The following is a 13,421-nucleotide window of genomic DNA, read 5'->3' as shown; positions in this document are numbered from 1 at the left end:
CAGCCTTGCTGTGCTGCCTCGCTACTCAGCTCGCGGCGTGCATGACCTCCCAGAAGTGAGCGCGTAGGGCGTAGCGGGTTGACTCATCTATGTCGTAGACGCCAAGCCTCGCCGAGAGGTCTGTTAAGAGAGTGCGGTCAAGATCATTGGGGATGAACGGTTCCTCTCGCATCACTCCGTCGCGGTCGGTGTCACCCGCTTGACCCAGCCAGGCTGCGACGACCCCACGGCATACCTGGTCGATGATGGTCATCTGGTCCGCAGGCGGCGCGGGGCGACGCCCTGAACCATCGCTGCTGCTGGAGTAGACGATGGAGTTACGGGTCTGCGCCAGTGACGTGCGAGCCACGGGCCTCGTGCCAGCGAGGACTGAGGGTGAAGGAGCGGCCGCGACCCGCGAAGGCTCGCTTGCCTCGGGCGACCTGGGCGCCGGCCCAACAGGACTCACTGGCCGCTCACCGGTTTGGCTGTTGTCACAGGACGCAGACTCGGAGGCCTGCGTGCGCACGTGAACGGTGCTGTCGATGGTCGCAGGATCCAGAATCATGATGTCGTCGCACTCGCGCAGCAGGTGTCGCGATACAGCATGAGACCTGCCCAAGGCGTCGGGGACAGCGAGGATCACGACCTGGACGCCATGGCTCTGGGCCTCCTCCACCGCCTCAGTGAGGTCGTCGTCCCCAGACATCAGGTAGACGAGGTCGGACACCCGGTTGCGGCCGTGCGACGCAAGGTCTAGTCCTATGCGTAGGTCGACGCCCTTCTGCTCCCCGCGGGGAGAAAGCCGACCCAAGCGCAGTTTGACCCGGGGAAGCTCTCCGATCGCCTCTTGCGAGCTGTCAGGGGCGCCGCCCGACTTCGCTCCAGAGTCGTACCAGTGGACCCGCAAAACGGGCAGGCCACTCTGCCGCTCAGCTTGCTGGATGACAGCGGCGATGAGGTCCGGGTAGGAGATCACAACCCCGCTGCGCAGTGACGTTCCTGTTACCCGGGTCGCCGCCGCCGCAAGCAGGTAGCCGACGTCCACATACACCGAGCAACTGTTCCGCATGACGTCAGGCTGCCATACGGCGGGGACAGGCCGCGGTTGTTCGGGGCAGCGGCCCGCGGCCAACTCCAGCGGCGGGTCACCCGCCTTCCACGCTCTGCCGCCTTCCACGCTCTGGGCTGGGCTGCGAGACATCGTCATGGGACGCTCGGCCTGTTTGACGGGGTACATGCTGATGTGTCGGTCGCGGTATCTGGGAGAAGGAGTCAGGGCGTGGGGGATCGAGGCGGAGTGAGGTCGATACGAAGCCAATCCACGTCTTCGCCGACGTATCGGATCAGGTTCGGGGGGCACCATGATCAGCAACGCATCGGCAGCCAAGTCGCAGGCGAATTACCACCTGCGCGCCGAGGGGTCGAATCTGGTGGCAATCCGCGCCACCAGAAACGAGAAGCACGGGGTCTGGGGGGTTGCTTATCGCAAGCCGAACCACCCGGCCGAGTTGCTGATTGGCGGCGCCTTGGTCGTGACCGACAAGGTGAGGAATGGCCCAGCGATCTCCGTCGAGGTCGGATGCGAATTGCCCGAGGGATCAGTTAGAAAGACGGCCTCGCTGTCGCCCTTAGCTCTGGGTGGTGGCTGCCCCGTAGAAGGCACAGTTGTCGGATCGGGGTTGCTATTCGTGGTGCTGGTGGTATCCGGCTGCGGGAGTACCGCCCCTTTGCCCGCCCGCGTCCCAAGCGACGGTGGCATCCAGATACCCGCCCTGTACGTGTGGCCCTGGTTCACTGACAGGGCACTCCTCTTGATCCTCCCAAAGGACTCGCGGGCAATAGCCTCGATCCCGGGGTTCCCAAACTGCGTACCCCGCCAACTCCGTCGCTGTGTGATTCAACTCCTCGGTGAAGTAGCACCGACTGTCCTTCCGGAAGCGACACCAGTCGTAGGACCAATTGTGGCCGGGACCCGCCCAGGTCCGCGAAGGCTCGCTGTTACCTGCTACGAAGTCCCAGAGGCCCATCAGAAGTCCGCGCCTGTGCCCCCGCAGCGGGAGCACCGAGCGAAGCCAAAACTGCAGTTTGTGCATCCGTCTCGATTACATCCGACTGTCCCGCAGGTACTGCATTTCAGCAGGCGGCCAGAGCATGGAACCTCTGCGGCGTGTGCTGACGGGCGGTACACGGTCTGACACCATCGAGGCATTTGGGAGATCCTTCTCAAGGAAGTGGTTCGACACGGCAGGCGTGCACTTGCTGGCGCGCCGCAGTCGACAGTGAAGCATGCCGTGCGACCTCCCAGGTCTAGCCTCACGCATGATTGTCCGTTTGGCTCGTCATGCAAACTCCGGTATGAGTCGTCGACGATCGGCGCCGCCCTTGACGTGTCTTGTTGAGCTCCCGCTTGCGTCCCAGGATGAGCCGGCCGATCTGCTCGACGGTGTTGGGGCACGCGGCTGGCGGCGCTACGTCCCGCTCAGCTGCTGATGCCGGGGGACGGCAGCCAGGCACGCTGGCCTAGAGACGACGACCGGGCGGGACCCTCGCCCGTTTGGTCGGGATTATCTCGAAGAGCCGCGCTGATCCTGGCGACCCACAAGACTTGCCTCCTAGCCCGTCGCCTGAGGAGCACCATGTCCAACTTCGTCATTGTGAAGAACCGTCCGCCGTACTTAGTGTGGGCTTCGATTGGGGCCACGGTGTTGAGCGTGATCTTGTTCCTCCACGTCACATCGCAGCGCGACGCGGACGAGCTTGCCCACGCTGTCAAGTACTACGACTCGTCTGAGGTGTACAACTCCTCTATTGCGTCGGGGGAGAGGACGTTTGCTGTACTCCTGCTGATGGCCGGGGTGGGTGGCCTCGTAGCATGGGCCATCATGAAGGTCACAAGCCGGACGGCGACTGAGTTGACGTCACGCGTGACGACTTCCGTCGAGAGGTCGGCGTCACGCCCTGCGCAGGCAGCACCTGTGGCACCCCTGATGGGCGACCCCGCAGACCAGCTGGCCAAGCTCGCGGAGCTCAGGGACCGAGGTGTGATCTCCGACGAAGAGTTCCAGGTGAAGAAGACGGACATCCTCGGCCGCATGTGACTGCTCGCGCCCAATCGCTCGACAGTGAACTTCTCGTCGGTACGTCTCTCCACGGCGAAGGACTGGGGGCCGACGGCTGATAAGCAGCTGGACCCATCGTGTAGCGGCGACACGCGGGACGATTGTCCGGGATGGCCCGTGGGGACGGGCGCGGACGGATAGAACCTTCAGATCGCCATCGCGGTGTCGCAGGGGTCTGGCAACATGCCACTGACTGAATCGCAGTATCGGAAGGGGACGCTGTGGGGAAGGCGGCAGGACCACGTGGGCGTGGGCCAGAGGAGTCACGCTGGGCCGACTCCGGGCCATGGATTACCCACCTTCCGACGCTCTGGGCGCGGCTGCGACACGTCATCGACGGGGGTTCTGACCCATGGGACCCGCCGGCGCACCCTCACTTGGTCACCTCGGGCACGTGGCAGGGCGCAAACGGTCAGTTGACGGATCGGCTACGCCTAGACCTGGCTGCCTGGTGGGAGCCGGCCCTTCACCTGTTGCGGTACGGCGTTGGGTGTTCGGAACCCATTGCTGCTCTCACGCGCCACCTTGATCGTGGCTCGGGAATCGCGACCCACCCGGATGACGATGCCAAGGACCGGGTGGGCCACCCAGGCTGGCAACTCCTCGACGAGTGGTGGGGCGCGCAGCTTTCGGCTCTGGCGGCATGGGGGCTGCTCCGACAAGCCGACCTGACGCTGAGTCCCGACGCACCCGGTCGCTACGGCAGCCTGAGCCGTCAGTCGCATGTCGAGCTACAGAGGTTGGCCAGCGCGGAGTACCTCTGCTCTGAAGGCGGTGGCGACGAGCTGCACCTGCTCAGTCATCTGGGTGCGCCAGACATTGATGACGACCTTGATTCAGTCGAGGTCTCTTGGCCAGACGAGGCGGATGACGACCGGATCGAGGTGCGGGCGCAGTCGTACGCGGCGTGGTACCAGGCGCTGCGTGCCTTCCTTCATGGAACCCGCCATGCGCGCGTCGCGATAGCCGGGGTAGGAGAGTTGGGGACCTTTCGAGCCGAGAGAGGTTCGCCCTACATCGCGAGAATGGCCGCGTCCCGATCGCTTGTGACGCCGTCCACTCCCGGCGTCACGATCAATGGCATGGGTGACCTTGGCGGACTCGGGGCCGGCAGCGTTATGCAGACCGCGATGCTCAGCCCCGTGGTTGCTGGCCACCTTCGCACTTGGGTCAACAAAACGACGCAACTGTGGCAAGTCGACGATCCCCAGGGCCTGTCCGGCGTACTAGGCCGCGGGCTGACCTCGCGTTCGGAGGTAGAGCCCGATCGGTACCGGGAGGTGGCCCTGCTCGACCCTGCTTCAGGAACGCTGTTGGTTCCCAGTCGGTTCACCGTGGGCGGCGAGATGCAGTCGACCGCGTTCTCTTTACGACCGGCTGCCGACGAACCGGACCACGACCGCCAGTGGTTCGACTTCGTTGACTGGCTAGGCCAAGTAGCCCTGTCCTGCGCCGAACGCGGCGACTTCATGGTCGTCGAGTTTGGCGGCTGGGAGCACCAGCCCCACCCGTATGCGCTCTTCACGCACCGGACGGTTGATGGGCAGGCGCTGTCGCATCTCGAAGTTGCCCCCGCGCCCATTGCGGGTCACGAGCCGTGGCCGACGCCTCCTAAGAGTCCCGAAGGCGCTACCCTCACAGCGCCTGCCAGCCGGGGGAATGTCTTGGTCGTCGGCGCGATTCTCGGTCCTGCCATCAACGAATGGGCAAGTAGCCCTCTCGATCTCGCCGTCACTTTCGGCATCAGCCCTGATGGCCCTGCTGACCTGACGGAGGGGCCGGACAATCGGGCGTCCGAGAGCGGGTCGGAGAAGCCGGCGGCCCATAACGACGGGACCGAGAAAGGCGCGTCCGTTCCCGACACGACTGGCCAGGAGGACAGGCTCAACGCGGGCGACACTGATTCCGTTGCTAGTCCCGCCGGAGGGGGGAGCTTCACGTCCTTCGTTCAGGAACAGATGGGCTGGTATGTCTATCTCCTCCGCGATCCGCGCGACGGGCAGGTCTTCTACGTCGGCAAAGGCACTGGCAACCGTGTCTTCCAGCATGCGCAGGACGCAGCTGCGCTCACGGACTCCGAGAAGCCCAAGTTGAGCAGGATCCGGGCCATCCAGGCGGCGGGACTTCAGGTCGTCACCGAACTGGTGAGGCACCACATCCCCACGGAGAAGACGGCATACCTGATCGAAGCCTCGGTGATCGACGCTCTGCGGGCCGTCGGACACAACCTGACCAACGAGGTCATGGGGCACAACAGCGCAACATACGGCTGGGCCAGCACCGCGGTCGCCGCCTCGATCTACGACGCGCAGCCACTCCCGGACGTTGACGAATCTCTGGTGATGTTCAAGATCCCGAAGCTTTGGACGCCGGCCATGACGGATGCAGAGCTGTACGAGGCCACCAGGGGCTGGTGGGTCCTGGGTCCGAAGGCGAGGCGCGCCAAGTACGCCCTAGCGGTCCACAAGGGGGTCACGCGTGGGGTCTGGCGAATCGACTACTGGCGCGAACGAGTGCCAGGAGATCGGGACTACGACCCGGCCGAGCAGCCGCGCAGGGTTGGCTTCGCGGGCTCAAGCGCGATCGAGATGTCGCACCTTCTCAATCGATCCATCAAGCACCTGCCGCAGGGTTCGGGCGCAGTGACCCTCTACTTGAACTGCGCCGATGACATCGAGCCGTCCCAGTTGCTCACGGGCGAGGCGGCCGTTTCAGCCGCCACAGAGGAGGGCTCGTGGAACGCATGATCGGCCGGCGTCCGTCCCAAGCGCGCGTGCACACCCCTGTGCCAACGCCAGTCCGTCAGTAGCAGTCCGCGCCCCCGGGGTTCGGAGATGCGGCAGTCTAAACTCTCGATTCGTCCCCAAGCCCCTCGCATTGCGCCTAACGTCCACGGGACATGTCAGTGGGCTAGGGAAGGATGCGCGTTATGAAGGACCAGAGGGTGGCGTACGCCGAGACTGCGCATCGTGCGGCCGCGCATGTCTTGGAAGTCGAGCCGACGCCATTCGCGCCGGCACGGATGAGCAAGTACGCCCACTGGTTTGAGGATCCACAGCACGGCAGCCTCGTTGCCGTCATCACACCTGGCGAGAAGCCGACTGTGACTGACGAAGTGCTGGCCTACGGGCTGGCGTGGCAGCACAACCGGGACCTGCTGTTGGTCGTGCCTGACAACATGGTCGTCGAATCGATCTCGCGCATCGGTTGGCTCGAGACCGAGGTTCGCGTCTTTCAGTTCGACGGCGTCGGAGGAACCGTTCCTCAGCCGGTGCGTAGTCCTGGTCGCTTCGCCATCCTGGAACCTCTGGCTGAACTGCCCGAGCGCATCCCGAAGAAGGGAGTGTTGAAGGCTGGCCACGACTCGTGGCTCGACAGCATCCACACTCAGGAGATCGGGCTGGTCGGCCATGATCGCGGGGGATACCTCTCTTGGCACCACGAAGGTCTCCAGGTGCTGCAGGCCTCCGAGACCAAGGGCGGGCTGCGCATTCGGGCAGGGGTTCAGTACCAGACACCGCAGCCGGGCCGGGAGGTGTTCGACAAGACCTTTACTGATGCCCCGACCCTCGGTGAGATCGAGGTCATCAATGCGAAGGTCGCGCTTGCGATCGAGGACGGCGGGAGCTTGACCTCGCAGATGCGGGAGCACAAGCTCCAGGCCACCCTCAAAGGCCAGCCCGAGGTGCTCGGGCTGACCGACTTGTGGCGCGAGTTCCCCGCGTGGCGCGGTTTGATCACGTCCTCGGTGTCCCCGGCCGGAAGGCCGGGCTTCATTGATTTCCTCGGGGTCGACGCCGCGGGGGTTCTGCATGTGGTGGAGACCAAGATCGGACACGACCCCAAGGTGGTCCTGCAGGCGCTCGACTACGCGATCTGGGTGCGGGCGAACGATGCAGCGATCCGTTCCCAACTGAAGGCCGCGGGGCACATCATCCCGACGCCTCCGGGGCACCCGCCGGCTGGAGGAACGCCAGCACCGATCCACCTGGTTCTGGGTGCGGGGGAGTCGGGGACCGCGTTCAACGGCTACCTGGCTGGGCAGATCGAGGCGCTGGCCGGTGACTGTCGGGTCAGCGTCTACCTGACGGGGGAACCGACCGCGGACAAGCTGTCGTTGACCAAGGTTCCGGCGCGTGACCTATGGGAGCCGAACGTCATGGTCTCGAAGCCGGTCGTCGGACCGCGGTGGCCAGGGGAGCTCACGTCGAAGCTCGGGCAGGGAACCGCATGAGCCGACCGATCCTGTTCCACCCCGATGACGCCGCCGCAGTCCTCCCAGGCGCCCTTTCGGCACTGACCGACATCCGCAGCCGAGGTCTGGCTCACCGATACGTGCACCACGTGCGCAGCTCCCAGGCGTTCGCACTCAGCCTGTTCGCGCCGCTCGACGACGACGGTGTCCGAACCGTGTTTGCCCACCTGGGGCACGTTGTCGAAAAGGTCGAGGCTCCGTTCTTCGAGTACGAGGACACCCTCGACCGACTCGCTGAGGCATCCAAACGCAGCCCGCACCGCACCCAGGTCGACGTGCTCCTGCGGGGCACCACCGAGGACGGCCGCAGGGTCGCGGCCCTTATCGAGGTCAAGCTTGGCGAGCCGAACTTCGGAACCTGCAGCGCGTTCGCCAGCCCCGAGAACACGGACCGCGACGTCTGCGGACAGCCAGGGCTCTTCGGCAGCGACCCTGGCCGCTGCTTCCAGCTCAACAACCACGGATATGGACACCGCCGCTACGCCGAGTACCTCACGGGGGTCGAGCTCATCCCGCCCTCCCCACGCGCCGATGACGGCGGCTGCTGGGTGCGCGCCGGCCGCAGCCAGCCGATGCGCAACCTCGCCCTAGCGCACATGCTGGTCGCCGAGGGCGAAGCGGAGGAGGTCGTCTTCGCCCTGTGCGCCCCGGACCAGCACGACGCGATGTGGCGACGGTTCGCCGAGTTCCGAGCCGTTTTCAGCGACACGGAAGCCGCCACCAGTCGAGAACTGCGAGCCGAGACTGTCGCGCGACAACACCCCGACGGCGGAACCGCGTTCACGCGCCGATACCTCCCCGCCTTGAGCGACACCGCCCTTCTCCACCTATCGACCGACGGATCCACCCTCCTAGGGGTGTGGCTGCGCCGCGGCGGCCATCCGACCAGTTACTACGACGTCAACACGGACGACGACGCGCGATACGCCGAGATGGTCGTAGTTGGCAAGAACTGGGAATCGCTGCTGGAGCGGCTTCCGCAAGCATCGCCATACGTCGCCTGGTGGGAGAAGACTTCGTGCGGACCCGTCGAGTCCGCCGCAGATGTGTTCCACCGAGTCAATGGAGCACTATGGCCGTAGTCACTCCAGCCCAAGACGCAGGAGCGCCGCATCTTGAGCTGAGGAGGGCCGAGGCACCGTGCGAGGAGTCGGAGTCCTGGGCGTCGCGGGCCTAGTGGTGCGCGCCGGCCCCGCCGCTTGAGTCCCGTTCAGGCAGCAGCTCGTGACAATCAAAGGTTGTCGGCACAAGGTTCTACTGTCTCGGGATACGCATACTTCACACAGGAGCAGCAGTGGATCCACAAAGCAGGCGGCGATTGGTCACCGAAACCGACCAGGTCCTCGCACAGGTTGCTCATGCGACCGGCCAGACTGTAGAGCTGGTCGTGAGGCTGATTGGGGCATTTCGGGAGGCAATCGACGCGCTGCTGGCTCAAGGAGCCATTGTCGCAACCGGGGAGTTGTTCCTCTCATTTGGGGACAGTCCGACCCGCCGGGCGCTGCTTGAGCGCCTGGATGCCGACGTGTCGGTGCCTAGCGAGGTTCTATCGGGGGACGCCTACGCGACCGCAGCCTGGCTTGATCTGCCCCCGTCCGTGTACGACGAGCACCCCCTCGCGAATCGGCCGCACGTGATGCCACTTGCAATCGACATGTTGGGAGGCCAAGGGCCGGGACTTCCGGTCCTTTGGGCGGTGCTTGAGGCCTGGGATTCCACCTTCGCCGACGGGCGAAAGTACAGGGTCAGCACCGTCGGCCTTGAGGTGGCAGCGGAGGTTTGGCTCGTTGAGCACCTGCCACGGCTGCGGTTGCATGGGTTCCCAGTTGACTTGGCCGGGCGGCAGTACGTCCTTCCCAGCGGCAAACGAGCCGATCTATTGTGCAGGTACAACGACTCCACGCAGGACGCGAAAATTGGCGACTGGCTCGTCGTCGAACTAAAGGCCACACGGTTCTATCCCGCGGCCGCCGATCAGCTCGAAAGCTACCTTGCCGAGATGGCCGAAAGCGCGGGCTCGAAAGTCCGCGTGCATGGGCTGCTCATCACAGACGGGGCCAACCATGCGGAGGTCGAAGAGCTCAGAACACGCGGCCTAGCCCACCTGAGTCTCGCCCAGCTCGGATACCGGCTTCGCCTGGCACAGGAGAACCGCAAACTGTTCGACTCCACGACCGCTGACGCCACCGCCTTGACAACCGCTCAGCATTCAGAGCGGCTCACCACCTCGTCCCCTTCCGCGAGTACCGCTGACGGCGTCACCGCCTTTGCGGACGGTCCCGAGGTCTACTGGGCGCGTCTCTTCTGGGACCAGAAGGGCAACCGGCAGTCGGAACGCGCAGTCGCTAGGGACTTGTGGGAGCGACGGGAGTCCCGGCGAGTCAGATACGAAGCCAAATGGGGCCGTGAGCGTCAGTGGCCGGCAACCCACCCGACCACGATTCTTGAGTCGCCAGGCACCCCGTGGCCCGAGGTGGCGGTCTGCATTAGCTGCGACTGGCTGGTCCGACCCCCCGACCTCGAGCGCATGGACGTGGGTGCAGCCGCCAAGGAACATGCGCTCGCGCACTCGCACGACCTGCGACTCGAGGAGGGAATCAATCCCCCGAGGCGGGGGCTCGCTGAGGTGATTAGCGATGCGCGCAGAGGTAAGGGTCGAAGCAACTGGCGGAATGACGAAGAACCAGGGGACGAGGAAGCGCCAGCGCAACGCCTGCCCTCGTGATCCCAGCTTGGCACCCGGTACTAATGGCCCAGCAGGGCTGTCGCGGCGAAGTGACGCACCCGAGGGTCATCGATGTCCCGGACGCGGGTGGTCTGCCGGGATTACCACGGCTACCGCCACGCTATGCCGCCACCAAGCACAATCAGCGCGGCGACTGCGCCCTCGGCGACCTTTTCAACTGACTTGTTTAGAAGAGAGTCTCCCGCGCGCCTCACAAGGGATGTGCCAGTCGGGAGATCAACGCTATCGACCGTCCACGCATCATCGCTCGCCGGCAGCCGGGCCCAACCACCCACCAGAAGCGAGGCGGCAAACCGCTTCATGGCCCGAGTCGACTCGGGGCCAGGATCACGTAGCAGCCTCGTCTCACAGTCGCCAAGGTTTTGGGCGAGCATCCCGTGGTAGGCAGCGAACCGCTCGCGCGCCAACGAAGTTCCTGCAAGTCGCCGAGCAAGCAGCCCACGCGTCAGTATCTTCTCGAAGTCCGGCATCACCACTCGCAGGTAGGCGAGGTCCGCATCCGTCGCGGTCTCGACGACGCGGAGCCGATTGAGCACGGTCGACGCGTAGTAGTCCATGGCGTGAATCGGCCAGAGACGGATAGCAGTGTCACGCCATTGCAGAACGAGCACGAACATGGTGGTCACCAACAAAAGCAACAGGGTGAAGTACTGAGCGTCCGACAGCCCAGCTCCAATCTTCGCCAGCGCCACGCCGGTGGCTATGGAGACTGCCACGGGGAGGAAAGCCGACAAGAGGAACAGCACCGCCCTTCCCTTGATCTGGCGGCGGACGGCGCGTCCGTCAACCGGAACAATCGAAGCGTTCTCGAGCTCGGTGGGGTCGGGAAAGCGGAAGCCGAAGAGGCTTCGTTGCCCGCCGCCGGTTCCTGCCATTGGTCCATCATCCCGCCGAACCGGCGTCGCCGCCCTGAGATCGCGAGGAACATGTGCGGGCTGCCGTCCTCACGCGGCGGAATGATGCTCCCTTCGACGCCAACAAAGGCCCGCTCCGCGTTTAACAACCGCGCTGCCTGGTGAGTCATCCTTGAACCAGGCGATGAGCGCGTCCTGAACACGAGGAGATCCCATGATCCTGACTAACCGTTGCGTACCCCTCGAAACTATGGCCAGCATGCTCGAGCGGGAGCACCGTGACGTTGGGCACGCCACTTGGGAGCGAGGTTGCCGGCTATGTCACTCGGAACCCGAGCCCGACGAAGTCGACAGTCCTCGGAATTAGGCCGCCCGCTCAAGGGTGCTGTGAAAGGTGCGTCCTCGCCTGGACTGTCGGTCCCACGACGAGCGCCGTACATATTCGCTGCGGATCAGCGAGTCCGCCAACGAAGCCCAACTGCCTAAACAGCGCTCGACCCCCGCGCCGTCCAAGCGCGCCCCTGACGTCGGGGTGGCGGATCCATCTTTGAGGCCTGGCGCCCATACGGTGCTCAGGTGAAGAACCATCGTGAACGATTAGGGTCGGCCCCTTGCACGACTCGCACCTCGTCGACCGGCCGCCGCCACAAGGCTTCACGGCGATGAACCCAGATCGAGAGACCGCACTCCGAGCCGATGACTTGCGCGGCTCAGCCCTCGAATGGATGGCCCTGACTAAGGCGTCTGCGACGAATGGCAGTGCACTGCTCAAGGATGCCGAACTCCTCCTGCGCAATGACCGCCATCCGAGGGCCGTGTCCCTTGCAGTTCTCGCACTTGAAGAGTTCGGTAAAGCTGGGCGGGCCCTCGCCGTAATTGCTTCCGGAGGCTCCTCTGCGACCATCTCCGATTTCGATCGAGACTTCTCTCGGCATGGGCCGAAGGTTGCCGCCGGCCTAACGCTTCACGCGATGTTCGAACGAGAAGAGAGCGTGGTCTTGGATCTCTTGGACCGACTCCCAGACTTGGTCGACGACTCGACCAAGCTCAAGATGCGCGGCTTTTACGTCGACCGCGTCGGCCATGGTCTGAGTCAGCCCGATGACCTCGACCATGCCCAGGCGGCAGCGGCTGTCGCCCTTGCACAGGTCGTCAACGAGGAGATGGTCGCTCGTGTCGAGGTGGTAACCGAAGAGGAGGCCGAAGCCTTATGGTCACTCGGTCCTCAGATCATGGCCGTCATGCGTGAACAACTCCAAGGAAGCGATGCATCCGGCTCGCAGATCATGCGAGCGATGCGAGAGATCCTCGCGCAAATTGAGGCTGGTGTGTTTGGGACGACAATGGGGACCTTGCCGTCAACCAGCGAGTCGCCTCGCGAAGAATGAGGCGTTTTGCGCACCACAGGTGTCTGGTTTTTGCGCCCCAATTTGGTTACCGCCACGCGGCGGATTGACGCATGCTCAGCGCGATGTCGAGGTGGGGCGGCGCCCCGTACACGCTCCCGCGTGGTGAACTCGCACTTGTGGACACGATCGAAGTTGGACTGCTGGCCGCAAACGACCGACCGGCTCTGTGTCGCATGCTGGAGCGATCGGACGACTTCCCGCAACAATTGTTGGGCTATTACCGCCGAGACAGCGGTCGGCACGCGACCCTCATCGCCTGGGGCGCCGGGGAGATCCTCGGGGTGCTCACAGGCTGGTTCCGGTCAGACTTCTTCGAGAAGTGGCGCATTCGACTCATTTGATCTTCCGTCGGCGCCTCACGCGTTGTTGGACAGAGTCCACGTACACGATTCAGGGTCCCCAGTCCCCGAATTCTTCGTCGCCAGGGGTGTTGGTGATCTGGGTGAGCTCGGACCCGTCGGTGCGGACGGTTTAGATGTCTTCTTGCTTCGCGAGATTGAGCGAGAAGATGATGTGGGAGCCGTCCGGCGAGAACGCGCCGCGGCCTGCCCGTCCTCCGGTTGCGATCGGAACCTGCATGATCTTCTCGGACGGCGGATGGATCAGGATCAGCGAGCTTTCCCGTTCGGACAGGATGGTCTTGCCATCGGGTGACCAGTCGCAGGACAGTCCGACCTTTTCGGGGATGACTGTCCGCGGGTCGGTGCCGTCGATGTTGGCTGTCATCAAGGTGTTGTTTTCCTCCTGGCCGGCATTGCGCAGGAAGAGGATCCGCTTTCCATCGGGGGAGTACGAGCATGGAATGTCATGCTGCTTCGTGACTCGTACTGGGTGCTGTCCGTCACCCGAGCTGACGGTGTAGATGCCGGCGCGGTCTGGGTGAGCGTCGTCGAATCCCTCGCAGGCCAGCCGCTTCGCATCCGGTGACCAAGCACCGCAGGCCAGTGCGGCCGGAGCCCCCGGGTCCAACGCAAGACGCCGCCCCCCCGGCAGTCAACCTGTTTGCGCCGGCGCCCGGGAGCGGATCCGCGTAGCCACTTCCCAGGGACGCGTCCT

10 protein-coding genes are annotated in these 13,421 nt (G+C 64.5%); 7 read left to right on the top strand and 3 right to left on the bottom strand.

Features of this window, described 5'->3' with window-relative positions:
• Positions 1 to 25: 25 nt before the first annotated feature.
• Positions 26 to 1,033, bottom strand: a complete 1,008-nt coding sequence (locus ABD262_RS08060; protein WP_344133753.1) for an NYN domain-containing protein — start codon at positions 1,031 to 1,033, stop codon at positions 26 to 28.
• A 1,585-nt stretch (positions 1,034 to 2,618) separates the two neighbouring features.
• Here ABD262_RS08060 and ABD262_RS08055 point away from each other — a divergent pair.
• The 5 genes from ABD262_RS08055 (at position 2,619) to ABD262_RS08035 (ending at position 10,081) form a co-directional block, all read left to right on the top strand.
• On the top strand, positions 2,619 to 3,080 hold the full coding sequence (locus tag ABD262_RS08055) for an SHOCT domain-containing protein (RefSeq protein WP_344133750.1): 462 nt from the start codon (positions 2,619 to 2,621) through the stop codon (positions 3,078 to 3,080).
• 398 nt (positions 3,081 to 3,478) lie between these two features.
• A complete protein-coding gene (locus ABD262_RS08050; protein ID WP_344133747.1) occupies positions 3,479 to 5,848 on the top strand; it encodes an LEM-3-like GIY-YIG domain-containing protein in 2,370 nt (789 codons plus the stop codon).
• Between the two features lie 182 nt (positions 5,849 to 6,030).
• Complete coding sequence (locus ABD262_RS08045) at positions 6,031 to 7,335, top strand: hypothetical protein (protein ID WP_344133744.1); 1,305 nt, start codon at positions 6,031 to 6,033, stop codon at positions 7,333 to 7,335.
• Entirely contained in the window at positions 7,332 to 8,438 is a 1,107-nt protein-coding gene (locus ABD262_RS08040; RefSeq protein WP_344133741.1) for a PGN_0703 family putative restriction endonuclease, read from the top strand. Before ABD262_RS08045 ends, ABD262_RS08040 begins: the two co-directional genes overlap by 4 nt.
• Before the next feature lie 236 nt (positions 8,439 to 8,674).
• Positions 8,675 to 10,081 carry a PDDEXK family nuclease gene (locus tag ABD262_RS08035; protein ID WP_344133739.1) on the top strand — a complete coding sequence of 469 codons (1,407 nt, stop codon included), beginning with the start codon at positions 8,675 to 8,677 and terminating at the stop codon, positions 10,079 to 10,081.
• A gap of 110 nt (positions 10,082 to 10,191) precedes the next feature.
• Here the strand turns inward: ABD262_RS08035 and ABD262_RS08030 are convergent, their stop codons facing one another.
• The gene (locus tag ABD262_RS08030) at positions 10,192 to 10,977 is read right to left on the bottom strand and encodes a hypothetical protein (protein WP_344133737.1); all 786 of its coding nucleotides are present in this window, start codon (positions 10,975 to 10,977) and stop codon (positions 10,192 to 10,194) included.
• A gap of 590 nt (positions 10,978 to 11,567) precedes the next feature.
• Between ABD262_RS08030 and ABD262_RS08025 the strand changes: the two genes are divergently transcribed.
• Complete coding sequence (locus tag ABD262_RS08025) at positions 11,568 to 12,344, top strand: AbiV family abortive infection protein (RefSeq protein ID WP_344133734.1); 777 nt, start codon at positions 11,568 to 11,570, stop codon at positions 12,342 to 12,344.
• A gap of 71 nt (positions 12,345 to 12,415) precedes the next feature.
• Positions 12,416 to 12,706, top strand: coding sequence for a hypothetical protein (locus tag ABD262_RS08020; protein ID WP_344133732.1), 291 nt, complete (start codon positions 12,416 to 12,418; stop codon positions 12,704 to 12,706).
• A 130-nt stretch (positions 12,707 to 12,836) separates the two neighbouring features.
• On the opposite strand, the gene ABD262_RS08015 is transcribed toward ABD262_RS08020, so the two are convergent.
• Positions 12,837 to 13,334, bottom strand: coding sequence for a TolB family protein (locus tag ABD262_RS08015; protein WP_344133728.1), 498 nt, complete (start codon positions 13,332 to 13,334; stop codon positions 12,837 to 12,839).
• Positions 13,335 to 13,421 lie beyond the last annotated feature (87 nt).

This window comes from Pedococcus bigeumensis (assembly GCF_039531795.1).
GTDB classification, from domain to species: domain Bacteria; phylum Actinomycetota; class Actinomycetes; order Actinomycetales; family Dermatophilaceae; genus Pedococcus; species Pedococcus bigeumensis.
The sequence above is the reverse complement of the archived record's forward strand: the minus strand, read 5'-3'. Positions and strand labels throughout refer to the sequence as shown.

Bases quoted from the DNA above. Each gene is read 5' to 3' on its own strand.
- ABD262_RS08045 (WP_344133744.1), top strand. From the start codon at position 6,031: ATGAAGGACCAGAGGGTGGCGTACGCCGAGACTGCGCATCGTGCGGCC.
- ABD262_RS08020 (WP_344133732.1), top strand. From the start codon at position 12,416: ATGCTCAGCGCGATGTCGAGGTGGGGCGGCGCCCCGTACACGCTCCCG.
- ABD262_RS08040 (WP_344133741.1), top strand. From the start codon at position 7,332: ATGAGCCGACCGATCCTGTTCCACCCCGATGACGCCGCCGCAGTCCTC.
- ABD262_RS08030 (WP_344133737.1), bottom strand. From the start codon at position 10,977: ATGGCAGGAACCGGCGGCGGGCAACGAAGCCTCTTCGGCTTCCGCTTT.
- ABD262_RS08055 (WP_344133750.1), top strand. From the start codon at position 2,619: ATGTCCAACTTCGTCATTGTGAAGAACCGTCCGCCGTACTTAGTGTGG.